The organism is Streptomyces sp. NPDC104226 (assembly GCF_055584085.1).
Genome location: NZ_JBVJMS010000013.1, coordinates 1 through 20,891 on the forward strand (window position 1 = coordinate 1; position 20,891 = coordinate 20,891).

General features: G+C 71.2%; 20 protein-coding genes and 2 pseudogenes. 12 read left to right on the forward strand and 10 right to left on the reverse strand.

Annotated elements, in window-relative coordinates:
• Nucleotides 1-2,276: 2,276 nt before the first annotated feature.
• Nucleotides 2,277-2,915, forward strand: coding sequence for a helix-turn-helix domain-containing protein (locus ACZ60J_RS33320; protein ID WP_239516702.1), 639 nt, complete (start codon nucleotides 2,277-2,279; stop codon nucleotides 2,913-2,915).
• A complete protein-coding gene (locus tag ACZ60J_RS33325) occupies nucleotides 2,912-3,385 on the forward strand; it encodes a MarR family transcriptional regulator (protein ID WP_250744360.1) in 474 nt (157 codons plus the stop codon). Before ACZ60J_RS33320 ends, ACZ60J_RS33325 begins: the two co-directional genes overlap by 4 nt.
• Before the next feature lie 110 nt (nucleotides 3,386-3,495).
• Here ACZ60J_RS33325 and ACZ60J_RS33330 read toward each other — a convergent pair whose 3' ends face one another.
• The 6 genes and pseudogenes from ACZ60J_RS33330 to ACZ60J_RS33355 form a co-directional block, all read right to left on the reverse strand.
• Nucleotides 3,496-4,410: a sigma-70 family RNA polymerase sigma factor gene (locus ACZ60J_RS33330; RefSeq protein ID WP_469687688.1), complete on the reverse strand. Its 915-nt coding sequence runs from the start codon at nucleotides 4,408-4,410 to the stop codon at nucleotides 3,496-3,498.
• A gap of 22 nt (nucleotides 4,411-4,432) precedes the next feature.
• Nucleotides 4,433-4,987, reverse strand: coding sequence for a telomere-protecting terminal protein Tpg (tpg, locus tag ACZ60J_RS33335; protein WP_250744355.1), 555 nt, complete (start codon nucleotides 4,985-4,987; stop codon nucleotides 4,433-4,435).
• Nucleotides 4,988-4,996: 9 nt separating this feature from the next.
• Complete coding sequence (gene tap, locus ACZ60J_RS33340) at nucleotides 4,997-7,066, reverse strand: telomere-associated protein Tap (RefSeq protein WP_469688068.1); 2,070 nt, start codon at nucleotides 7,064-7,066, stop codon at nucleotides 4,997-4,999.
• Between the two features lie 546 nt (nucleotides 7,067-7,612).
• Nucleotides 7,613-7,801: pseudogene (locus tag ACZ60J_RS33345) on the reverse strand (hypothetical protein); the annotation flags it as partial.
• Between the two features lie 123 nt (nucleotides 7,802-7,924).
• A complete protein-coding gene (locus ACZ60J_RS33350) occupies nucleotides 7,925-8,821 on the reverse strand; it encodes a ParB/RepB/Spo0J family partition protein (RefSeq protein ID WP_469687690.1) in 897 nt (298 codons plus the stop codon).
• Complete coding sequence (locus ACZ60J_RS33355) at nucleotides 8,818-10,089, reverse strand: ParA family protein (protein WP_469687692.1); 1,272 nt, start codon at nucleotides 10,087-10,089, stop codon at nucleotides 8,818-8,820. Before ACZ60J_RS33355 ends, ACZ60J_RS33350 begins: the two co-directional genes overlap by 4 nt.
• Nucleotides 10,090-10,814: 725 nt before the next feature.
• Here ACZ60J_RS33355 and ACZ60J_RS33360 point away from each other — a divergent pair.
• The 6 genes and pseudogenes from ACZ60J_RS33360 to ACZ60J_RS33385 all read left to right on the forward strand — a co-directional run.
• Nucleotides 10,815-11,030: pseudogene (locus ACZ60J_RS33360) on the forward strand (TetR/AcrR family transcriptional regulator C-terminal domain-containing protein); the annotation flags it as partial.
• 127 nt (nucleotides 11,031-11,157) lie between these two features.
• Nucleotides 11,158-11,328: a hypothetical protein gene (locus tag ACZ60J_RS33365; protein WP_469688086.1), complete on the forward strand. Its 171-nt coding sequence runs from the start codon at nucleotides 11,158-11,160 to the stop codon at nucleotides 11,326-11,328.
• A gap of 560 nt (nucleotides 11,329-11,888) precedes the next feature.
• Entirely contained in the window at nucleotides 11,889-13,049 is a 1,161-nt protein-coding gene (locus tag ACZ60J_RS33370; RefSeq protein ID WP_469687694.1) for an epoxide hydrolase family protein, read from the forward strand.
• Between the two features lie 90 nt (nucleotides 13,050-13,139).
• On the forward strand, nucleotides 13,140-14,060 hold the full coding sequence (locus tag ACZ60J_RS33375) for an NAD-dependent epimerase/dehydratase family protein (RefSeq protein WP_469687696.1): 921 nt from the start codon (nucleotides 13,140-13,142) through the stop codon (nucleotides 14,058-14,060).
• 6 nt (nucleotides 14,061-14,066) lie between these two features.
• On the forward strand, nucleotides 14,067-15,008 hold the full coding sequence (locus ACZ60J_RS33380; protein ID WP_469687698.1) for an RNA polymerase sigma-70 factor: 942 nt from the start codon (nucleotides 14,067-14,069) through the stop codon (nucleotides 15,006-15,008).
• A 43-nt stretch (nucleotides 15,009-15,051) separates the two neighbouring features.
• Nucleotides 15,052-15,558 (forward strand): DinB family protein, encoded by a 507-nt coding sequence (locus ACZ60J_RS33385; protein WP_469687700.1) that lies wholly within the window; start codon nucleotides 15,052-15,054, stop codon nucleotides 15,556-15,558.
• 20 nt (nucleotides 15,559-15,578) lie between these two features.
• On the opposite strand, the gene ACZ60J_RS33390 is transcribed toward ACZ60J_RS33385, so the two are convergent.
• The 3 genes from ACZ60J_RS33390 to ACZ60J_RS33400 form a co-directional block, all read right to left on the reverse strand.
• Entirely contained in the window at nucleotides 15,579-16,130 is a 552-nt protein-coding gene (locus tag ACZ60J_RS33390; RefSeq protein WP_469687701.1) for a flavoprotein, read from the reverse strand.
• A gap of 104 nt (nucleotides 16,131-16,234) precedes the next feature.
• Nucleotides 16,235-16,474: a hypothetical protein gene (locus ACZ60J_RS33395; RefSeq protein WP_469687703.1), complete on the reverse strand. Its 240-nt coding sequence runs from the start codon at nucleotides 16,472-16,474 to the stop codon at nucleotides 16,235-16,237.
• A gap of 79 nt (nucleotides 16,475-16,553) precedes the next feature.
• Nucleotides 16,554-17,381, reverse strand: coding sequence for an alpha/beta fold hydrolase (locus ACZ60J_RS33400; RefSeq protein WP_469687705.1), 828 nt, complete (start codon nucleotides 17,379-17,381; stop codon nucleotides 16,554-16,556).
• A gap of 116 nt (nucleotides 17,382-17,497) precedes the next feature.
• Between ACZ60J_RS33400 and ACZ60J_RS33405 the strand changes: the two genes are divergently transcribed.
• The 3 genes from ACZ60J_RS33405 to ACZ60J_RS33415 all read left to right on the forward strand — a co-directional run bounded on the left by ACZ60J_RS33405 (nucleotide 17,498) and on the right by ACZ60J_RS33415 (nucleotide 19,633).
• Nucleotides 17,498-17,704, forward strand: coding sequence for a DUF4287 domain-containing protein (locus ACZ60J_RS33405; RefSeq protein WP_469687707.1), 207 nt, complete (start codon nucleotides 17,498-17,500; stop codon nucleotides 17,702-17,704).
• 96 nt (nucleotides 17,705-17,800) lie between these two features.
• The gene (locus ACZ60J_RS33410) at nucleotides 17,801-18,643 is read left to right on the forward strand and encodes an NmrA family NAD(P)-binding protein (RefSeq protein ID WP_469687709.1); all 843 of its coding nucleotides are present in this window, start codon (nucleotides 17,801-17,803) and stop codon (nucleotides 18,641-18,643) included.
• Between the two features lie 54 nt (nucleotides 18,644-18,697).
• Nucleotides 18,698-19,633: an AraC family transcriptional regulator gene (locus ACZ60J_RS33415; protein WP_469687711.1), complete on the forward strand. Its 936-nt coding sequence runs from the start codon at nucleotides 18,698-18,700 to the stop codon at nucleotides 19,631-19,633.
• On the opposite strand, the gene ACZ60J_RS33420 is transcribed toward ACZ60J_RS33415, so the two are convergent.
• The gene (locus ACZ60J_RS33420) at nucleotides 19,620-20,105 is read right to left on the reverse strand and encodes a GNAT family N-acetyltransferase (protein ID WP_469687713.1); all 486 of its coding nucleotides are present in this window, start codon (nucleotides 20,103-20,105) and stop codon (nucleotides 19,620-19,622) included. The genes ACZ60J_RS33415 and ACZ60J_RS33420 overlap by 14 nt on opposite strands.
• Nucleotides 20,106-20,313: 208 nt before the next feature.
• Between ACZ60J_RS33420 and ACZ60J_RS33425 the strand changes: the two genes are divergently transcribed.
• Entirely contained in the window at nucleotides 20,314-20,889 is a 576-nt protein-coding gene (locus ACZ60J_RS33425; RefSeq protein WP_469687715.1) for an anthrone oxygenase family protein, read from the forward strand.
• Nucleotides 20,890-20,891: the final 2 nt, after the last annotated feature.

A 20,891-nucleotide genomic window follows, 5' to 3' on the forward strand; every position in this document is an offset into this window, starting at 1 on the left:
CCCGCGGAGCGGGTACCTGAGCGCTGCGCGCTCAGGAGAGAACGCACCCGCTTCGCGGGTGCGGGGCCCTTTGGGCCCTGCCCTGCGCTTCGCTTTGGGAGCCGGGGCTTCGCCCCGGCGGTCCGGCTTCGCCGGACCATGACCGCTCCCCCCCCCGCTGCGCTGGGGGAGCTCCGCTTCGCGGAGCTAGGGTCCCCTCCTTTGGAGGGGGTGCCTAAGCGCTGCGCGCTTAGGAGAGGGCCCCCTTCGCTGCGCTCGGGGGTGCTCGGCTTCGCCGAGCTAGGCCCGCTCCCTTCGGGAGCGGGTACCCAGGCGCTGCGCGCCTGAGGTACTCCCCCGCTGCGCTGGGGGGTGCTCCGCTTTGTGGAGCTAAGACCCCCTCCTTCGGGAGGGGGCCTAGGCGCTGCGCGCTTAGGAGGGAAATCCCCTTGCTGCGCTCGGGGAGCTCGGCCTCGAGGAGCTAGAGCCCTCTTCTTGGAGAGGGTTCCTAAGCGCTGCGAGCTTAGGAGAGGAACCCCCTCGCTGCGCTTGGGGGAGCTCCGCTTCGCGGAGCTAGGGCCGGCTCCTTCGGAGCCGGGTTCCCAGGGGCTGCGCGTCTGGGAAAAGAACCGCCGAGCTTCGCTCGGCGTGCTGGAGTACCCCCTCGCTTCGCTCGGCGCAGCTCCGCTTCGCGGAGCTAGAGCCTGCTCCTTCGGAGCAGGTACCTGAGCGCTGCGCGCTCAGGAGAGAACGGCTCCGCTTCGCGGAGCTGGGGCCCTTTGGGCCTGCCCTGTGCTTCGCTTCGGGAGCGCGGCCTTAGTCCAGGTGGTCCGGCTTCGCCGGACCATGGCTGGCCCTTCAGGCCGGGACTCCTGAGCTTCGCTTCAGACTGCTCCGGGTCTGCTGCGCTCTCCCGGAGCTGACCCCATTCCATGGGGTGCAGGCCTTCGGCCTGGTGGAGTGTCCGCTCCGCTCCCACCCCTTGTCCTTCCAGTCTCTCTTCCAGGACAAGGGCCCGTTTCGCCAGCGCTGCATGCCCAGGACAAGGACCCTTCCGCTGTGCTCGTCGGGACCCCTTGGGCAAGGCTCTCCGCTTCGCTCCGAGCTATGGCCGGCCCTTCGGGCTGGAGTCCTGGCATTGGGTGTCAGCTTCCTTCAGACCGTCACCTCCTGGTCGAGGAGCCTGACAGGGGTCTCATAGCTGTAGGAGACCGCCAAGTTCCGTGGCCTCCCGGAACCAAGCACTGGGACCGGGTCCTACCTCAGACGACCCAAGTACTACGCGGGTGGAGAAGGGGCTTGGGGCTTCGAGTGAGCTGGGTCTTGGGGACCGCTGGACTTTTGCTTGGCTTCAGGTAGCCCAGCACATTGTGTTGGGGGTGAAGGCTCGGTGCTTCAGCCAGGGTCGGGTCCTTGGGCTGAGGTGGTCTTCGGTGTGCAAGGCCGGCTGCTGTGCTCTGGGTTCCAAATAGGCCATTGCTGTTCCGTGGGGGTTTAGAGGCGTTGAGGGGGGTCGGTTGCGGTCTTCGCGGTAGCGAATGGTAGTGGTTGGGCAGTTTTGGGAGGGGAGTGGGGGTTTGCGGTGGTGACCTGGGGTTTCCGGGTGAGTGTTAACGGCGTTAACGGGGGTGTGAGGTGGGGGTGTTTACGGGGTTAAGGGTTTGGTTCGTGAGTTGATTCAAAATGTGGGGTGGATAGAGACGGGAATCAGTCAGATTCTGCGGGGTTGTGGCTGGGGAGTGAGGGGTTCCGGTGGGGGGTTCGGGTTGTGGGAGGGGTGCTGTTTGTTGGGCGGAAGTGGGTCGTCCGGGTCGGTTGGGACGGCGTTTGGGGCTTGGGCGGGAGCGACCACCGGCCTATAGAAGGTACGGAGATGCGTTGTCGCAGGTCAGAGGGGGTGCGGGCAGAAAGATATGTCCCCTCAGGAGGGACATATCTCGGTGGTTGTGTCGCTGCTAGGGGGACACAACGACTGCGAAACGTCAGTGAGGTTGACGTAAAATGCGGTAAAACGTCGGGGGGGCTGACGTATGGGGGGAGATCTGTCTGCTAACTGGTGGTCGGGCGGGTGGGGTTGGCCGGGGTGGGTTGGGAGGGGGGTTCGGGGAGGGTGTGGCTGAGATATGTCACCTGTGAGGGGACACAAGACACGCCGAACGTCAACGAGCGTGACACTTGTGTCACCCTTGTTGACATACTGATCTCCGCAGATCAACGGAGTGGAGAGCAGCCTCGTGTCATCAGAGCCACAGCGCCGCCGGGGCAATCCGGTAGGGACCCCGCGTCCCGATCTGCCGGTGGACGATGCGATCTCCGCGTGGAGTCAGCCCCTGGCTCCGGTCAAGGACCTGGACAGCCTCGCGAAGCGGTACCCGACGCGGAAGCTGACCTTGGACGGCGAGCGCAAGCCGCTGGAGTTCTACGGGACCGAGAACCAGCCGAATGCGTTCTCGATGGACAGCCTCGAGTTCTTCCTCGTCATCGCCCAGTACTTCCGGGAAGCGCTGCCCCTGCGGCTGATCCTGCTGCTCATCGCCTGCCAGCGGGCGGGGGGGCGGATTCCACTTACCCAGGAGGAGATGGCTACCATCCTGGATGTCAGCCGGACGAAGACCTCGGAAGCGCTGCACACGGTGATGTCTCATGGGATCGTCTTCAAGGTGCGGCGGGGTGTGTATCAGTTCAACCCGCCCTACAGTTACCGGGTGGCGGAGTTCATCCCGGGTACTGAGATGACGGGTGAGTTCGTGAAGGTGGAGCAGCACGGGACCATCTCGCAGATTCGTAGCGATACGAGCCTGCCGGACTTGGTGCGCTTCCCCTCGCTGGACCACATGAGGCAGGCCATCGCGGAACTGCGGGCCGAACGGGCAAGAGAGCGCGCTGCGCGTCGGGTGAGCCGGACGAAGCGCACGGGAGAAGGGACGGCTCAGTGAGCACCTTGCGATTCGCTGCGGTCAACGCCGATGGGCTGCTCTCCGACCTCGACCTGCCGCCGGCGGCGTACCGGGTGTTGCTGAAGCTGCGTTCGCTCAGTGAGCCGGGCGGGCGGATTCTGATCGACCAGGCGACGGTCGGCGGGATGCTGGACCTGAGCCGGCCGAGCGTGAACGCCGCCTTGAGGAGCCTGGAGCTGGCGAAGTTGGTCAGGAAGATCCGCAACGGGGTCTACCAGATCAACCCGATGCTTGCCGGGTACACGTCGTTCGAGGACGCGGTCGCCGCCGTGAACGAGATGGACGCCGAGGAGCGGCTGGACGCGCGGGGCTATGTGGCCAGCTACCACCGGGCCGTGGCGGCGTATCAGGATCAGCTCGCCGAGCAGCGCAAGAAGCGGGCGGCTCAGGCCGTCGCGAAGAAGGCGGCTGAGTCGAAGCGGCGTAGGGCGCTGCACGCGGTTGGCTGAGTGAGTGGTGTTTGCAGGGCTTCTGAGGGGTGCTCAGGGGCTTTTAGGGGCCCCGGAGTACTCCGGGGCCCTTTGTGGTGTCCGAGGGGCTTAGGGGGGCGGTGAGGGGCTTAGCGGGTGTTGTCCTGGGTTGGGACGTGGATGTTCAGGGTTGCCACGGCTGGTGGGGTGGTGATCACCGATACCTGGGTGATGCGGGTGTCCGGGATGGTGAAGAGCATGACGCGGAAGCCGCCGTCGAAGCGGGCCACGACGCCCACGCCGTCGTTGACGAGGGCGAGCTGCGCGCTCTGGGCGAACTGGGCGAACGTGGCTGCCTGACGGGCCACCAGAGCGGCCCCGTGGATGGCGGAGAGGGCGCCGGCCATGCCGTTGTCGGCGCGCGCCACGACATCGGGGTCGAGGACTTCGAGCAGGGCCTCGAAGTCGCCGCCGCGTGCCGCCTTCAGGAAGGCGCTGACGATGTGGTGCCGGCGGACGAGGTCGGGTTGGGGCCCCGTCTCGGCGCCGCGGACCCGGCGGCGGGCGCGGCTGGCGAGCTGGCGGGCGGAGGCGGGCGTGCGCTCGGTGATCAGCGCGATGTCCTCGAAGGGGACGGCGAACAGGTCGTGCAGGACGAACGCGAGGCGCTCGGCGGGGGTCAGCCGGTCCAGGACGACCAGCATGGCGGCGCCCACCGAGTCGGCCAGCAGGGCTTCCTGCTCGGGGGCAGGGGTCCGGGCGGCGTCGTCGGAGGGGCCGCCGGGGAGGGGCTCCGCCGGGCGGGCCTCCAGGGGCTCTTCATGGCGGGAGGCGCGGGAGCGGAGCTGGTCCAGGCAGATCCGGCCGGCCACGGTCGTCAGCCAGCCGGGCAGGTTGTCGATTTCGGCGGGGTCGGAGCGGCTCAGGCGCAGCCAGGTTTCCTGGACGGCGTCCTCGGCCTCGGCGAGTGAGCCGAGCATGCGGTAGGACACGGCCCGGAGGTGTGGGCGTAACTCTTCGAAACGTTTCGCCAATACGTCGTGGTGGTCGGGGGTGCTGGTCACTGTTGTGGTCCTTGGTGTGGTCTCAGAAGTTGAGTTCTACATAGTCGATGTCGGTGAACTCGACGAGGAGGCCCTGGGCGCGGGCGCCGTTGTCCTTGAAGTAGATCTCCTGGAGGCCTTCGGCCGTGATGCCGCGGAGCTGGGCTTCGGTGGCTCCGGCCTCGTGGGCGCTGAAGAGGCGGGAGGCGTACTCCGGGGGGAGGTGCTGGGTGATGCGGCGCATCCTGCCGTCGTCGGTGGTGCCGGGGGCGGCGCTGAAGCCGAAGCGGGCGCGGGTCTCGATGACGAGGCCGGTCTGCTTCGCGGCCTTGTCGCGGGCGCGCTTGCGGACGAGGGGCTGCCAACGGCGGCGGACCTCGCGCTCCAGGCGGGCGGAGAGGGCCGGCTTGGGCTGCTTGATCTGGTCCTTCACGTACCGCTCGACGGTGCGGCGGGAGATGGCGAGGAGGTCGGCCACCGCCTTGGTCGATTTGAGCTGCTTGACGAGGTACCGGATTTGGGCGCCCGCCGACTTGGGGATGGGGCGGGTGAAGTTCTGCTCGTCGGCGCGGTCGAGGCTGTCGCTGATCTCGGACATGGGTGGCTCTTACTCTCCGTCGGCCGCGGCGTCGTGGCCCTTGATGTGGCGGGCGGGGTTGTGGCGTTCGTCGAGTAGCTGAACGGCCCAGAGCAGGGGTTGGGTGCCCTCGTGCTTGACCATGCCGGGGCTGACGCCGAGGCGGAAGCCACCGGGCAGCGGCTTGCCCTCGGGGGTCCGGGGGAGGAAGTCGAGGGGGCTGGGGCCGTCGGAGAGGTAGACCGCGCAGTCCGAGAGGACGGCGATGGGGTGGAGGTCTGCCGCTGTTGCGAGCTTCTGCATCTTGCGGTGCATGTTGACGCGGGCCGTCGAGATGACGGCGGCGCGGATGTCGGGGCGCCAGGTGGGGCGTTCGAGGGCGGGCCAGCTCTCGCCGGGGCGGTAGCCGGCGCCCTGCGGGCGTTCGCGGAGCTTGCCGATGCCGCCCTTGACGGTGGACTTGATCGCGGAGAGGACCGCGGTGTGGGGGGAGGGGTGGCCGTCTTCCTTTTCCTTCTTGTGCTCCGCCATCGCCTGGAGGAAGGCCGAGTCCGTGAGGGACGAGGGGACGCCGAGGTCCGCCATCGTCGCCATGTAGGCGTCGCGCAGGCGGGTGTACCAGGCGTCCAGGTACGGGCCGTGCTCCGGGCGGAGCCAGGCCTCGGTGGGCCGGACGGTGAGGCCGAGCTCCTGGGCGTAGGCGAGGGTCGGAGTGGCGTACCAGGCGGGGCCGGTGGGCGGGAGGCCGTTCGGGGTGAAGGGACTGGGGAGGCGGGGGTCCAGGGCGGCGGCTTCGGCGGAGAGGTCGGCGAGCCAGCAGCCGGGGAGCTTCGGGTCGAAGCGGGGGCCGTCGGTGTGGACCGCGGGGCCGGTGCCGACGAGGAGGCGGTTGGCCGCCGCGGCGAAGGCCATGTTCACGTCGATGCCCACGGCGTGGGTGCGGGCGCACTCGGCGTCGGTGAGGAGCTGGGGATCGCGGATCCAGTCGTACGCCTCTTCGTCGAGGACCTGGTCCGGGGTGCGCTGGTGGGAGCGGGGGTAGAGGGCGGCGACGACCGGGTGCTCGTCGGGGGCCTCCGGGGGAGCGGGGTCGACGGGGCGCGTGAGCGAGCCGGGTACCGGGGCGGAGACCCAGGCGTTCGTGGACTCGTCGCGGGCGGCGCGGGTGGGCGGGCGCAGTGCCGTCATCAGCTCCAGGCCGGTGACGGCCGTCGAGCCGCGGGGGGTGAGCACGCGGGTTGCGTACGCGGTGAGGAGCTCGGCGAGTTCCGGTGCGGGGAGGTGGGAGGTTGCCTCGCCCCAGGCGCGGGGGTCCAGGGCGCCCCAGGGGAGGATCGCGAGCTGGACGCACTGGCGGCCGGTGGTGGGGGTGGCGGGGCGGTAGATGCGGGGCCACGGGCCGAAGCCGCGGCGGGTCAGCTGCCATTTCGCTTTGGTGAGCTGCTTGATGACCGGGTGGTCGTCGGGGAGGCGCAGGCCGCGGCGGTCTTCGAGGACGAGGGGGAGTCCGAGTGCCTCGGTGGCGGCGGGGGTGAGGACGAGGAGGGGGTCGCCGTCCTTGCCGTTGCGGTGGAGGCGGGGGGAGCGGAGGTCGGCGGCGGGGGTGAGGGCCCACTCGACGAGGGCGGGGAGGGTGAGGGTGGTGGGGGGTGTGAGGACTGCGCCGTGGGCGGCGTGGGCCTTTCCTGTGCCGTCCAGTACGGCTAGGGGGCCGTTGCCCTCCGGGAGGGGGGAGGGGGTGGGCTTGGTCGCCCTCGTGGCCCTGGTGGCCTTGGTGGCCTTGGTGGTCCTGGGGCGGAGGGGTGTTGTCGTGTGGGGGTGGGGGGTGGTGGGTGTGGGGTGTGGGGTGTGGGGCGGGCCCTGCGGGGCTGTTCCCCTACCCGCCCCTTCCCGAAACTGGGGCTCCGCCCCAGGCCCCGGTTGCGGGGGTGTGGCTTCGGGGCCGGCGTGCTCGGTGTGGGGGGTGGTGTTAACGGCGTTAATGGGTGCGGCGGCGCTGGGGGTGGGCCCGGCGCCTTCGGCGCGGGCCTGGGGGGCGGCGGGGTGCGGGGGCGCGGGCGTGGGCTGCAGGGCGGTGGCTTGGGCCGAGGCGGGCTCCACCGCGGCGGGCTCTGATGTGGCGGCCTGCGGGGTTGCCGTCGTCGGTGCGGCAGTCTGCGGGGAGGCGGCTTGAGGTGTGGCAGCTGCGGACGGCTCTGCTGCGACTTGTGATGCGGTGGTCTGTGGGGCGGGCAGTTGCTCTGCGGCAACCTGCTCTGCGGCAACCTGCTCTGCGGTGGCCTGGCCTGCGGCAACCTGCTCTGCGGTGGCCTGGCCTGCGGTGGCCTGGGGTGCGGTGGCCTGGGGTGCGGCGACCTGCGCTGCTGCGACCTGGGGTGCGGGTGCCTGCGCTGCGGGGGGCTGGGGCGCTGCGACCTGCGCTGCGGTGGTCTGGGGCGCTGCGACCTGCGCTGCGGGGGTCTGGGGGGCGGGGGTCTGGGGGGCGGGGAGTTGTTCTGTGGTGGGGTGAGGGGTGGGGGGCTGGGTGTTAACGGCGTTAATGGGGGTGGCGTTAACGGCGTTAATGCCGTGGAGGTCTGCCAGGCCGTTGAGGAGGCGGGCGTAGGCGGCGCGCTTCGGGGGGCGGGGGGCCGTGCGGCCCGTCTCCCAGGAGGTGACCGTTTCGCGGCGGACGGACAGGGCCTGGGCGATCTGGTCCTGGCTCAGGCCCGCGGCCTCGCGGAGGCGCTTGCGCTCGTCCGGGTGCGGGAGGGCGTCCTGTGCCGCGGCCTCTTCGAGTAGGGCATCGACCGCGGCGAAGAGCGTGGTCTGTTCGTTTTCGTGCGCGTTGGGCATGGGGCACCTCCAGGCGCAGCTTATGCGAACCGCACCATGGAACGCACGTGAAACACACGTGGGGGCGGTGGTGGTCCTTCCGGGCCAACGCCCCCTTCGTGGGTGGGTTAGTGGGTGGGTGGGCTAGATGCGGGTCAGGAGGAGTTCCGTTACCGCCTTCAGGTCGTCCGGGGTGAGGTGGGCGGTGAGGGCGTCCGCGATCGTGTCCGGGGAGTCCGCCGCGATCGTGATGCGGCGAGGGGAGGGGGACGACGGGGACGGGGAGGGGTGGGATTCCGGGGTGGGGGTCGGGCGGGTGCGTTGGCGTGGGGGATTAACGGCGTTAACGGCTTCCTCTGCCGCGGACGCCTGGTCCTCCTGGGGGAGGCGGCCGATGCGGCGGGCCGGTTCCACCTTGAGTTCGCCGGTCTCGACCTTGTCCTGGAGTTCCGGGGTGAGGTTGAGGAGGGTCAGGCGCTGGGAGACCCAGGCCGGCGTCTTGCCGAGGCGCTTGGCGACCTGGGCCTGGGAGCCGTGGACCTCGACCAGTTCCTGGAGGGCTCGGGCCTGGTCCATGGGGGCCACGTCGACGCGGTGGACGTTGGCGATGAGCGCCGACTCCAGGATGTCCGCCGCCGAGGAGGCGAGCGTGTCGTTGACGTGGATCTGCATGGTGCGAAGGCCGGCGCGCTGGGCCGCCGCCAGGCGCCGGTTGCCATCGATGACCACGTACGGGGCGCGGCCCAGGCCGTCGGCGTTGCCGGGGTGGGCCTCCATGAAGGCCATGCGGGTGGCGACGGCCAGGGGCTGCAGCTGGCCCCGGACCGTGAGGGACGCCGCCAGCTCCTCGAGCTCCGTGAGGTCCTCGCGGAGGTTGAAGGGGTTGTGGGCGAGGGCCTCGATCGGCACCTCCGAGGGCGGGACCACTCCGGAGGTGGGGGCGCCCGTGGCCTCGGCGATGGCCGCGCGGCGGGAACTCACGCCGACGGGCTGGGCGCGGGCGAAGGAGCTCGAGACTCCGAGTTTGTCGGCCTTGCTCATGAGATCTCCCTTGCGAGGGCGCGCAGGGCGACTGCCTGCTCGCCCTTGGGTGCGTAGACGAACAGCGGCTGCTTCACGCGGACCGCTTCGCGCTGTTCCTTGAGGTCGGGGACGATCGCCACGACCCGCGGATCCTTTATGTCCATCCAGGCCTGGAGGGAGCTGGTGGCGATGTAGCCGCGGCGGCCGTCGTAGAGGTTGACGACGAGGCCGAGGTAGTCGATGTCGAGGCTGAGGTCGTCGCGGAGATCGTTGATCTGGGAGGTCAGGAGGTCGTAGGCGTCCGCCGAGGAGTCCTCCGCCTGGACCACGATCAGCGCGCCGGAGGCTCCGGGCTGTTCGGCGTCGCGGCGGCGGCCGTAGTAGATCGCGGCGTCCATGCTGAGGCCGAGGCTCGGCGGGCAGTCGATGAGGATGACGTCGTAGTCGGCTTCGACGGGGGCGAGGGCCCGTTCGAGCGCGGCCTCGCGGGCGCGGACCGTGGAGAGGCGGACGTCGAGGAGGAAGGCGTCCGTACAGGCCGGGAGGATGTGCAGGCGGTCGCCGAAGTGCTCGTCCGGGATGGGGACGATCAGGTCGGAGAGCGGGCCCTTGGCCTCGCCCGCCATGTGGCAGGTGAGGCTGTCGCCGCCGATGGGAAGGGGTTGCCGGCCGAGCTGCTTCGTGAGGTGGCCCTGCGGGTCGAAGTCGACGAGCAGGACGCGCATGCCGAGGCCGGGCAGGTCTTCGAGGTCGACCGGCGGGGCGGAGACGATGGTCTCCGGGGCCGTCTGGTCTCCGTCCTCGGCGGCCGAGAGACGGGCCAGTTGGCGGGCCACGCGGACCGGGTGGAGGGTGTCGGGGTCCTCCGCGAGGGCCTCGGCGGTGCCGGCGGTGATGGCGGTCTTGCCGACACCGCCCTTCTGGTTGCACACCACGATGCGGCGTACGACCGAGGGCCGCTTCACGGTGGGGGCCGGGTTCATCTCCAGCCAGAGGGAGACGGCTTGGGCGAGTCCCTGGATGAGGGAGACGCCGCGGTCCTTGGAGCCGGTACGGAAGGACTCCCACTGGCCGGCGGGCAGCCAGGTGGAGAAGGACTCGGCGCCGGAGGTGTCGACGGGGGAGGGGGAGGAGGCGAGCGCGCTCCATTGCGCGATGCCCTGGTGGACGGCGTCCTGGATGTCCACCCGCAGCTGGGCGGTGCGGATCTTGAGCTCCTGGCGCAGCCACGGGGGGAGTTTGGAGACGACCTTCTCACGGTCGCTCGGAGACGAAGGCGAAGTCATGCGAGGGACTTTACTAACGTTCGGAGGTGTTCGTGGGCGCCACGCTTGAGTTTTGCTAACGAAGTGGTGAGGATCGGCCGGGAATCGCCCTCCCTGGGGGCTGGGGTGGACGGGGCGATGTGTCGTCAGTCGGTTGGGTGAGGTGCGGAGTCGGAGGGCGACGGTTCTGGTTCGGGCCGGCGCTCGGGCGAGGCGGGTGCGCTTCGCTCCGCGGGAGCAGGGAGTTCCGAGGGGGGAGTTCCGCGGGTCGACGGTCGCGGGGTGTAGGTCCTCGCGGTGGGTGCGCGCGTGGGAGGTTGCCTGGATGTCGGAGGACGCGCTGATGAGCGGGGTTGATGGGCAGGGTCTCGGCGTTGTGGGTGTGGACCGAGGGCGGGGCGTCGCCGCGAGTGTCAGCGCCGGGACGGGCGTTAACGCCGTTAATGCGTCCGTTGGACGCGGTTTGGTGGCGGGTGGAGTGCGAGGGGGTCCGATGACGGACGCGGACCAGCAGTGGGGCGCGGCCGTTCGGCTGCTCTGGGGGCCGCCGGCGAAGCCTGCGCGCGGGCCCAAGAGGGGGCTCACGGTGGAGGGATCGCCGGTGCGGGGGTCGTCCTTGCGGACGCCGAGGGGCTGGCCGGCGTATCGATGCAGGGAGTGGCCGGGCAGCTGGCCGTCTCGAAGATGGCGTTGTACCGGTACGTGCCGGGCAGGGCGGAGCTCGTCTCGCTGATGTGGAAGCCGCCATGCCGGACCCCTCGGTCCTCGACGGCCGTCCGGTGGGGGACGGCTGGCGCGAGCGGCTGGCGGCGTGGCCGCGGGAGCTGCTCGCCGGATTCCGGGCGCATCCGTGGCTGTTGGAGGCGACGGTCGGGGCGCGGGTGATGGGACCGGTCGAGGTCGGGTGGATGGAGCGGGCACTCGCCGCGCTCGACGGGTGCGGACTGACGGGGGCCGAGTCGATCGACGCGGTGGTGCTGGTGTCGGGGCACGTACGCGGGATCGCGGAGCAGGACCGGGCGATGGCGGGTGATGGCGGGCGATGGCGTGCGGGGCCGCGGGGAGGGGACGGACGCGCAGCCGGCATCGGTGCTCGGGGAAGTGATGCGGGTGCACGGGGAGAAGTACCCGGCGCTCGGGGCGGCGCTGGCCGCCGGGGCGGCGGCCGGGGGGCAGGGCCAGGCGTTGGACTTCGGGTTGGATCGGATCCTCGACGGGCTCGGGCTGCTGGTGGCGGAGCGGGCGGGTGGGCGGGGGTAGGCATTAACGGCGTTAACGCCGGGGGTGGTCGTGGACACGGGCGGGAGCGTGGGCGGGTGGTGGGGACATTAACGGCGTTAACGCGTGGGTGGTCGTGGTGCGCGGGAGCGCGGGCGGGCCGAAGGCATTAACGGCGCTAATGCTGAGGGCGGCTGGGCCTAGGCCTGGGGCGGGCATTAACGGCGTTAACGCCAGGGGTGGACGCGGGCGGGAGCGTGGGCGGGCCGGAGGCGTTAACGGCGTTAACGCTGAGGGTGGGCGTGGGCGTGGGCGTGGGTGTGAGCGGGAGTGTGGGCGGGCCGGGGGCATTAACGGCGTTAACGCTGAGGGCGGCTGGGGCTGGGGCGGGCATTAACGGCGTTAACGCCTATGGGGTGTGGGGGCTGGGGGTGCGGCGGGGTGTTAACGGCGTTAATGCTCTGCGGGGGTGGGGCTTGGGTGTGGGGGCGCGTTAACGGCGTTAATGGTGAGGGGGCTTGTCGCGGGTGGGGGTTAACGGCGTTAACGGTCAGGGGTCCGGGGGCGTGGGTGTGGTCGGTCGGGGTGGAAGGGGTGGGGGCGTGGGGCAGTGGGCGGTGCCGTTTCGGCTGGAGGTGGCGCAGTCGGAGTTGGACGATCTGGGGCGGCGGTTGGAGCTGGCGCGGTGGCCCGATGAGGTGCCGGGGGCGGGGCGGGCGTACGGGCTGCCGCTCGGGGAGCTGCGGGAGCTCGCGGAGTACTGGCGTACCGGCTACGACTGGCGGGCCGCCGAGGCGCGGTTGAGCGAATGGCCGCAGTACACCACCGTGATCGACGGGGCCCGGGTGCACTTCGCGCACGTGCGGTCGCCCGAGCCGGACGCGACGCCGCTGCTCATGACCCACGGCTGGCCGGGGTCGTTCGTGGAGTTCCAGAAGGTCGCCGGGCCGTTGACGGATCCTCGGGCGCACGGTGGGGATCCGGGGGATGCCTTCCATCTGGTGCTGCCGCACATCCCCGGCTTCGCCCTGTCCGGGCCGACCACCGAGCGGGGATGGGAGTTCAAGCGGGTCGCGCGGGCCTTCGGCGTGCTGATGGAGAGGCTCGGGTACGAGGAGTACGGGGTCCAGGGCGGCGACTGGGGCGCGGCCGTCTCGCGGGAGCTGGGGCGGATCCGGCCCGGGAACGTGCGCGGGGTGCACCTGAACCTGCTCCCGGGCGGCGGTGCCACCGCCGAGCCCCGGCCGGAGGAACTGGCCGCGCTGAGCCCGGCCGAGCGGGAGCGCACGCTCGCTTCCTGGGAGCGGTACCGGGTCTGGGCGCGCGAGCGGCAGGGCTACGCCGACATCCAGGCGACCCGGCCGCAGACGCTCGCGTACGGGCTGAACGACTCGCCGGTCGGGCTGCTCGCCTGGATCGGCGAGAAGTTCGCGGAGTGGGCGGACCCGCGGTGCCCCGTGGATCGCAATCAGATGCTGACCAACGTGACGTTGTACTGGCTGACGGGGACCGTGGGCTCTGCGGCCCGCATCTACTACGAGCGGGCCCACGCCGACTACCAGGGGGCGCCGCCCGAGGTGTCGAGCACTCCGACCGCGCTCGCCGACTTCCCCCGGGACAACTTCGTGCCGCTGCGGCACGTCGCCGCGCGGACCGACCGCATCGTGCGCTGGACCTCGTACGAGAAGGGCGGGCACTTTCCCGCGATGGAGGTTCCGGAGCTGCTGGTGGGTGATGTCCGGGCCTTCTTCCGGTCCTTGTGACCCAGGTCTCTTTCGGGTCGTGTCACGTTCCGGGCCGCTCGTCGGTCCCATGGATGACAGCGCGAAGGGCGAGCGGAGAAGGAGACGGCCATGAAGGTTCTGCTGGCGGGTGCGAGCGGGGTTCTGGGACAGCGGGCGGTACGGGCCCTGCGCGCGGCCGGGCACGAGGTCGCCGGACTCGGCCGGGGCGCCGGGATGGAGGTCCGGGCCGACCTGCTCGACCGTGAGGGCCTGCTGCGCGCGGTGGACGGGCTCGGCTTCGACGTGGTGGTGCACGCGGCCACGGCCCTGTCGGGGAAGACCATGGCCCGGCACCAGGACATGGCGGGGACGAACGCGCTGCGCACCGAGGGCACCGTCAACCTGCTGGCCGCCGCGCGGGAGACCGGGGCGCGGCGGTTCGTCGTGGAGTCGATGATGTTCGGCTACGGGTACGGGGACCACGGCGGGGCCGTGCTCGGCGAGGACGACGGCTTCGGGCCGCAGGGTGCGAACGTCTGGCTGGAGCGGCACGTGGGCGCCATGCGGACCAAGGAGGAGCTGGCCTTCACCGCCGACGGGATCGAGGGGGTGAGCCTGCGCTTCGGGCTGTTCTACGGGGCCGGTGTCACCGATGTCCACGTGGTGCCGATGCTGCGCAAGCGGGCGCTGCCCGTGGTGGCGTCCAAGGGGCGGGCGCTGAGCTGGGTCGACGTGGCCGACGCGGCGAACGCCGTGGTCGCCGGCGTGGAGTCGGGGCGGCCCGGGCAGGCGTACAACATCGCCGACGACGTGCCGCTGGGCTGGGACGCGCACATGCGGGCGGTGGCCGCGGCGTTCGGGGCGCCCGCGCCGATCACCGTACCGCTGTGGGTACTGAAGCCGGCCCCGCTCGCGCACACCATCATGAGCACGGATCTGCGCCTGTCCAACGCGAAGGCGGGGCGTGAGCTGGGCTGGGCTCCGACCTGCGCGAGCAGCGCGGCAGGGGTGGGATCGCTTGCGGAGACCGCGCGGGCGGCGGCAGCATGATCGTTCGTGACCCCTGCTGAGACCCTCCCGGGAGCTGCTGTGGACGCCCTCGGTCCCTTCACCGCCCACCGCCGGCTGATGTTCGACGTCGCCTACCGAATGCTCGGCAGCGTCGTCGACGCCGAGGACGTCCTCCAGGACGCGTGGCTGAGCTGGGACCGCGCGGACCGGTCCGCGGTCCTCAACCCGCGGGCCTACCTGGTGCGCACGGTCACCAACATGGCGTTGAACCGGCTGACCTCGGCCCGTGCCACCCGGGAGACCTACATCGGGCCGTGGCTGCCGGAGCCGCTCCTGACGGAGAATGCGCCGACCGTGCCCGATGGTGCGGAGGAGATGGAGATGGCCGAGACGGTATCGACCGCGATGCTGGTGGTGCTGGAGAGCCTGAGCCCGCTGGAGCGCGCCGTGTTCGTGCTGCGGGAGGTGTTCGGGTACACGTACGCGGAGATCGCCGAGGTGCTGGGCCGCGCGGAGGCGACCGTACGGCAGACCGGGCATCGGGCTCGTGCCCACGTACAGGCCCGGCGGCCGCGGTTCGCCACCGAGCCGGGGCAGCGCGGTGAGGTGACCCGGCGGTTCCTGGCCGCGTGCGCGGGCGGGGACCTGAACGCGGTGATGGAGCTGCTCGCCCCCGAGGTGACGGCCTGGTCGGACGGCGGCGGCAAGGTGACGGCGGCCCGGCGGCCGCTCTACGGTGCCGACCACGTGGCGCGCTGGCTGCTGGGGATGCTGGCCAAGCCCTCGCTGCAGGCGGTGACCCTGGAGTCCGCGCCGGTCAACGGGGAGGAGTCGGTGGTGTTCGTGTACGGGGGAGTCGCCTGTGCGGCGTTGACCTACGACCTGGACGCGGGGGACGGGCGGGTCGTGAACCTGCGGTTGCAGGTGAATCCGGAGAAGGTGGCGGGGCTGGCGGCCTGGCCCGTGGACAGGGCGTCCGGGATGTGAAATGGCCGCGCGCGGCCCGCCGCAGGGCTGTGATCATCGTCCGATGATCGACGAACAGCGGACCCGGCCCGTCCTGGTGGGCGACGAGCGTGCCACCCTCACCAGCATGCTCCAGTGGCAGCGGGACACCCTGATGATGAAGTGCGCCGGGCTGTCGGACGAGCAGCTGCGGCGCAGGGCGGTGGCTCCGTCGGGGCTGAGCCTGCTCGGGCTGGTACGGCATCTCGCGGAGGTCGAGCGCGGCTGGTTCCGCAACGTCGTGGGCGGCGAGGACGTGCGCGGGTACTTCGGGAAGAACGAGGCCGGGGAGTGGAGGGAGTTCCACGTGGACGACGCCGATGTCGCCGGGTCGTTCAAGGTCTGGGAGGACACCTGCGCGCGCTCGCGGGCGATCGTGGACGCGGCCGAGTCCCTGGACGTGACCGGTTCTTACGGGGAGGAGTCCTACTCCCTGCACTACGTGCTGGCCCACATGATCGAGGAGTACGCCCGGCACAACGGGCACGCCGACCTGCTGCGCGAGGCGATCGACGGGACCACGGGGGAGTAGGGGGCCGGTGCCCGGGCGGGCTAGGCGGCGGACGGCGTCGTGCGGTCCACCTCGTCCAGGGCTGCCGCCCAGGGGAAGTGCGCCGGGGCGTCCGGGCCGGCCGGGCCGGGGACGAATCCGCCTTCGCCGAACAGGACCTTGGCACCGGCGCCCCGCAGGACGGCCAGGGACTGGTCGAACTGGGGGTGGGCGGCGAGGGCGGCGTTCGTGCAGGGCATGGTGACGACCGGGGTGCCCTTGCCGACGGCCTCGGCGGCGACCCCGACGACGAAGCGGTCGGTCAGGCCGAGGGCCCAGGCGTTGACCGAGTTGAACGTGGCCGGGGCGAAGAGCAGGGCGTCGGCCGTCGGCCACACGTCGGGTTCGCCGGGCAGCTTGTACTGCCAGCGGACGGGGTGGCCGGTGAGCGCGGCGAGACCGTCGAGGCTGCCGGACAGCCAGTGGGCGGCGGTGGGGGTGAGGCCGAGGCAGACGTCCCAGCCCCGGGACTGGGCGTCCTCGATGACATGGGCCACGTCGAAGACGGGCGGGGCGGCGGAACACAGCAGGTAGAGGGTCTTCGTCGTGGTCATACCGCAATGTGATCATATTGATCGACCTGTGGGTGAACCAGGTCGTGACGAACCCCCGGGCCGGGGTCGGTCCGAGGGCCGGGGGTTCGGGGGGAGCGTGCGGGTCAGCCGTTGGAGACGGTCTGCCGGGCGCTGCCCGCGGTGAACGCTTCGAAGGCGCCCGAGAAGTCGGTCAGGTCCTTGCCGGCCTGGCCGGGGCCCAGGCCCGCGAAGTCCTGGGGGACGTCCGCGACGGTGCCGGCGACGGAGTCGGCGAGCGGCGGCTCGACGGCCAGGGCGGGGGCGGCGACGGCGAGGGCCGCGGTACCGGCGATGAGAGCCGTGGTGACGATGCGCTTGATCATGATCTGGTGAACGACGTGGTCGTACGGGGGTCACCACCGCGGGTCACCACGGCCACCCGGTTGCCGGAGCCCCGTAGGCCTAGGGCCGCAGTTCCGTCAGGAAGGCGGACAGGAGGGAGTGCACGACGGCGGGCCGGTCCAGGTGGACGTCGTGGCCGGCGCCGGGGACGGAGACCGCCGTCGTCACGGTGGACGGGTCGGCCGAGTCGAGCATCCGGACGGACTCCTCGGGCGGCATGATGCCCTTCTCGCCGATGACCAGCAGCGTGGGACATCGGACCGCCTGCCACTCCGGCCACCACGCGCGGGTGGTGTTCTCGGTGATGGCCGCGACCATCACCGAGCGCTCGAAGCGCGGGTACCAGCCGTCTGCGCGCTCCTCCAGGCCGGCTGCCCAGGCCTCGCCGTTCAGCCCCTGACCGGTGAGGAAGGTACGGGCCTCGGCGAGGGTGGGGAACGGGAGCGGCCAGGAGTCCAGCCAGCCGCCGATCTGCTCCGGGGTGCCCGGGTCCGCCTGGGCGGCGCCGGCGTCGACCAGCACGAGGCCCCGTACGAGGTCCGGATGGGCGGCGGCGGTGAGCATCGCGGTGTGGCCGCCGAGCGACTGGCCCACCAGGACCGGGCGGTGCAGGCCGAGCTGCTCGCAGACGGCCCGCACGTCCGCGACGTACGCGGCGCGGGAGACGTCCACCGGGCGGCGCTCGGCGGCTCCGTGGCCGCGCTGGTCCACCGCCACCACGCGGTGGTGCGGGGCCAGGTGCGCTGCGACCGCGTCCCATTCGCCCGCGTGGCCGGCGAGGCCATGGAGGAGGACGACGGGGATGGTGGAGCCGGGGTGGTGGGAGTCCCAATCACGGCAGGTCAGACGGGTGCCGGATCGGGTGACGGTGCGTTCGGTCCACATCATGCGGAGATCATCCGATATTTTCTCGGTGGGGCCGATGAGTTTTCGCGGGGGCCTCGGTCTACCTCTCGTACGTCGCATCCGTCGCATCGTGTGCAGCAGAAGGAAAGAGGACCGTCATGACCGAGCCGGTGAAGGGCCCCGCCAGCTACTTCCCTTCCATCGAGAAGAAGTACGGCCGTCCGATCGCCGAGTGGCAGGAACTCATCCGCGCCTCGCCGCTGACCAAGCACATGGAGCTCGTCGGCTGGCTCAAGAGCGAGCACGGGATCGGGCACGGGCACGCCAACGCGCTCGTGAAGCACACGCTCACCGAGCAGGAGTAGCAGGCGGAGGCCGGCTTGCGTGCCGTGGACGCAGGCGTATGTGGTTGAGCTTCTCGGCGATGTTCCGTCTCAGGCGTGGGGCGTTGACTGGTACCCATGACGAAGACGACGCAGCACACGCAGACCGGCACCACCCTCCGCACGCTGGTCATCGGCGGCACCGGCAAGACGGGCCGGCGCGTGGCGCAGAAGCTCACCGCCCTCGGCCGTCCCGTCCGCATCGGATCGCGCTCCGGTGACCCGGCCTTCGACTGGAACGAGCCCGCGAGCTGGGGACCGGCCCTGGAGGGCGTGGACCGGGCGTACGTCACGTACTACCCCGACCTCGGCTTCCCCGGCGCCGACGAGCACATCGGAGCCTTCGCCCGGGCGGCGGTCGCCGCCGGGGTCCGCCGGCTCGTGCTGCTCTCGGGCCGCGGCGAGGAGGCGGCGCAGCGGAGCGAGGAGGCGCTGAAGGAGTCCGGGGCCGACTGGACGGTGGTGCGCGCCGCCTGGTTCAACCAGAACTTCGACGAGAGCTTCTTCCTGGAGCCGGTGCTCGCCGGCGAGATCGCCCTGCCGACGGCCGACGCCGTCGAGCCGTTCGTCGACACCGAGGACATCGCCGACGTGGTGGTGGCCGCGCTGACGGAGGACCGGCACATCGGCCGTACGTACGAGCTCTCCGGCCCGCGGCTGCTCAGCTTCGCCGATGTCGCGGCCGAGCTGTCGAAGGCGACCGGGCGCGAGATCGCGTACGTCCCGGTCTCGGACGAGGACTACCGGGCGGTGCTGCGGGAGAACGGGCTGCCGGAGGAGTTCGGTGACCTGTTCACGCTGATCACGGACGGGCGCAACGCGCACCTGGTGGACGGGGTCGAGGAAGTGCTGGGCCGCAAGCCGCGGGACTTCTCGGACTTCGCGCGCGAGGCGGCGGCCCGCGGTGTCTGGGACGTGTAGGGAATGGGCGGTCGGGGAGCGGGTGGTCGGGGAGCGGGTGGGGAGAATGGGCCGATGGATACGCTGACGGCTCTGCTCGAAGGCCCCAAGGCCACATCGGCCTTCCTCATCAAGTGCGTGTTCAATCCGCCCTGGTCGGTCCTGATCGAGGACCGTGCCCCGCTGTCGGTGATGACGATGGTGCACGGATCGGCCTGGCTGCTGCCCGACGGGGGCGATGATCCGGTGCTCATCGCGCCGGGTGAGGCGGCTCTGGTACGGGGACCCATGCCGTACACCCTCGCCGACGCCAAGGACACGCCCCCGCAGATCAGGGTGGGTCCCGACCAGCGGTGCAGCAGGGTCGACGGCGGGGAGGACGTGTCTGACTCCATGGCCCTCGGGGTACGGACCTGGGGTGCGGCGGAGGGCTCGGCGGTGCTGCTGAGCGGCACCTACCAGGACCCGGGCGAGATCGGCAGCCGCCTGCTCACCGCGCTGCCGCGGGTGCTGGTCGGCCCGGTGGACCCCACGCTGGTCGGGCTGCTGGGCATGGAGATGTCCCGTACGGAGCCGGCCCAGGAGCTCGTCCTGAACCGGATCCTGGACCTGCTGCTGATCGGCGTCGTACGCGGCTGGCTCGCGGAGCGCGGCGGCGCCGAGAACGACCCGGTCACCGGCCCGGCACTGCGGCTCCTGCACGAGAACCCGGCCCACGGCTGGACCGTGGAGTCGCTGGCCCGCAAAGTCGGCGTCTCGCGGGCCGCGTTGGCCCGCCGCTTCACCGAACTGGTCGGCGAACCCCCGATGTCCTACCTGACGGGGTGGCGGCTGGCGCTGGCGGCGGACCTGCTGCGCGACCCGTCCATGACGCTGGCCTCGGCGGCCCACCGGGTCGGCTACGGCTCGGCGTTCGCCCTCTCCACGGCCTTCAAGCGGGTACGGGGGGTCAGCCCGCGGGAGTACCGGGCGGGGGTGGCCGCGGTACCCGGGCCCCTTACGGGAGCGTGAGGTCCAGAACGGCCACGGTTTGGCCGTCGCTCTGCTCACCCGTCGGGCGGAAGCCGAGGGAGAGGTAGAAGGGTTCGGGGGTGCCGGGGCCCGGGTGCCAGGTGACGTAGGCGTGGGAGGCGCCCCGGCGGCGGAGTTCGGCGGCGACCGCGGTGACCGCGAAGCGGCCGTAGCCCTTGGACTGGTGGGCGGCCGAGACGTTCAGGCGCCAGAGGCCGGAGCGGACGTCCCGGGGGTCCTCGGCCGGGTTCCAGGCGATGTCGAGGAAGGCCATCACGAAGCCGACCACCTCGTCGCCGTCCACGATCGCCCGGGGCCAGGCCGTCTCACCGTGGACGTAGGCCTCGGCCAGCGACTTCACCACCGGGGCGACGAGGTGCGCCTGGTCGGGGCGGACCGACAGCGCGCAGACGGCGTCGAAGTTCTCGGGGGTGACCGGTGCGAGGCGGAGGGAGGTGGTGGTTGTGCTCATCCGCGCAGCCTACGTGTGCGGTACATGGGAGTGGAGAGGGGGTGGACGGGCCGGGGATTGGAGGGGGCAGGGCCTGGAAGGGCAGGGCCTCGAGGGTCCTTGGTGGGCCTTGCGGTACGGAAGATTCGCTGGCCGGATGTCGGCGGTGATGGCACGATCAACAGCCGTCGGGGGGCGGTGGGAGTCTCCCGGATTCGGATTTCGACGCATGGATGGATCTACGGGGGCACAGCTGATGGGAACCACCGGTACGAGACTCTCCACCGCACTGCTCGGCCTGTCGACCGTCCTGGTCGGCCTCATGGCGGGGCTGTTCTTCGCCTTCGACGTCTCGGTGATGCCGGGACTGGCGAAGACCGACGACCGTACGTACGTCACGGCGATGCAGAGCTTCAACGCCGTCATCGACGGCAATCCGCTCTTCGGGACGGTCTTCGTCGTCGCGCTGCTCGCCGCCTTCGCCGCGGCGTTCGTCGAGGCGCGCGCCGGACGCCGTACGGTCGCACTGTGGGCCGCGGTGGCCGCGGCGGCGTACCTCGTCGTGCTCGTCGTCACCTTCGCGGTCAACATTCCGCTCAACAATGAACTCGCCGACCTGGGTGACGCCGCGAAGCTGACCGACTTCTCGGTCGTCGAGAAGTTCAAGGGCACCTGGGAGACGGCGAACATCGTCCGCACCCTGCTCTGCACGGCGGCGCTGACCGCCCTGGCGCGGGCGCTCGTACTGTACGGGCGGGCGACGGGGATGAGGCGCGGGTCGGCGACGTACGGGACCGGCCTCTGACG

Bases quoted from the DNA above. Each gene is read 5' to 3' on its own strand.
- tpg (WP_250744355.1), bottom strand. From the start codon at position 4,987: ATGTCCGAGATCAGCGACAGCCTCGACCGCGCCGACGAGCAGAACTTC.
- ACZ60J_RS33350 (WP_469687690.1), bottom strand. From the start codon at position 8,821: ATGAGCAAGGCCGACAAACTCGGAGTCTCGAGCTCCTTCGCCCGCGCC.
- ACZ60J_RS33355 (WP_469687692.1), bottom strand. From the start codon at position 10,089: ATGACTTCGCCTTCGTCTCCGAGCGACCGTGAGAAGGTCGTCTCCAAA.
- ACZ60J_RS33375 (WP_469687696.1), top strand. From the start codon at position 13,140: ATGAAGGTTCTGCTGGCGGGTGCGAGCGGGGTTCTGGGACAGCGGGCG.
- ACZ60J_RS33385 (WP_469687700.1), top strand. From the start codon at position 15,052: ATGATCGACGAACAGCGGACCCGGCCCGTCCTGGTGGGCGACGAGCGT.
- ACZ60J_RS33390 (WP_469687701.1), bottom strand. From the start codon at position 16,130: ATGACCACGACGAAGACCCTCTACCTGCTGTGTTCCGCCGCCCCGCCC.
- ACZ60J_RS33395 (WP_469687703.1), bottom strand. From the start codon at position 16,474: ATGATCAAGCGCATCGTCACCACGGCTCTCATCGCCGGTACCGCGGCC.
- ACZ60J_RS33400 (WP_469687705.1), bottom strand. From the start codon at position 17,381: ATGATGTGGACCGAACGCACCGTCACCCGATCCGGCACCCGTCTGACC.
- ACZ60J_RS33405 (WP_469687707.1), top strand. From the start codon at position 17,498: ATGACCGAGCCGGTGAAGGGCCCCGCCAGCTACTTCCCTTCCATCGAG.
- ACZ60J_RS33410 (WP_469687709.1), top strand. From the start codon at position 17,801: ATGACGAAGACGACGCAGCACACGCAGACCGGCACCACCCTCCGCACG.
- ACZ60J_RS33415 (WP_469687711.1), top strand. From the start codon at position 18,698: ATGGATACGCTGACGGCTCTGCTCGAAGGCCCCAAGGCCACATCGGCC.
- ACZ60J_RS33420 (WP_469687713.1), bottom strand. From the start codon at position 20,105: ATGAGCACAACCACCACCTCCCTCCGCCTCGCACCGGTCACCCCCGAG.
- ACZ60J_RS33425 (WP_469687715.1), top strand. From the start codon at position 20,314: ATGGATGGATCTACGGGGGCACAGCTGATGGGAACCACCGGTACGAGA.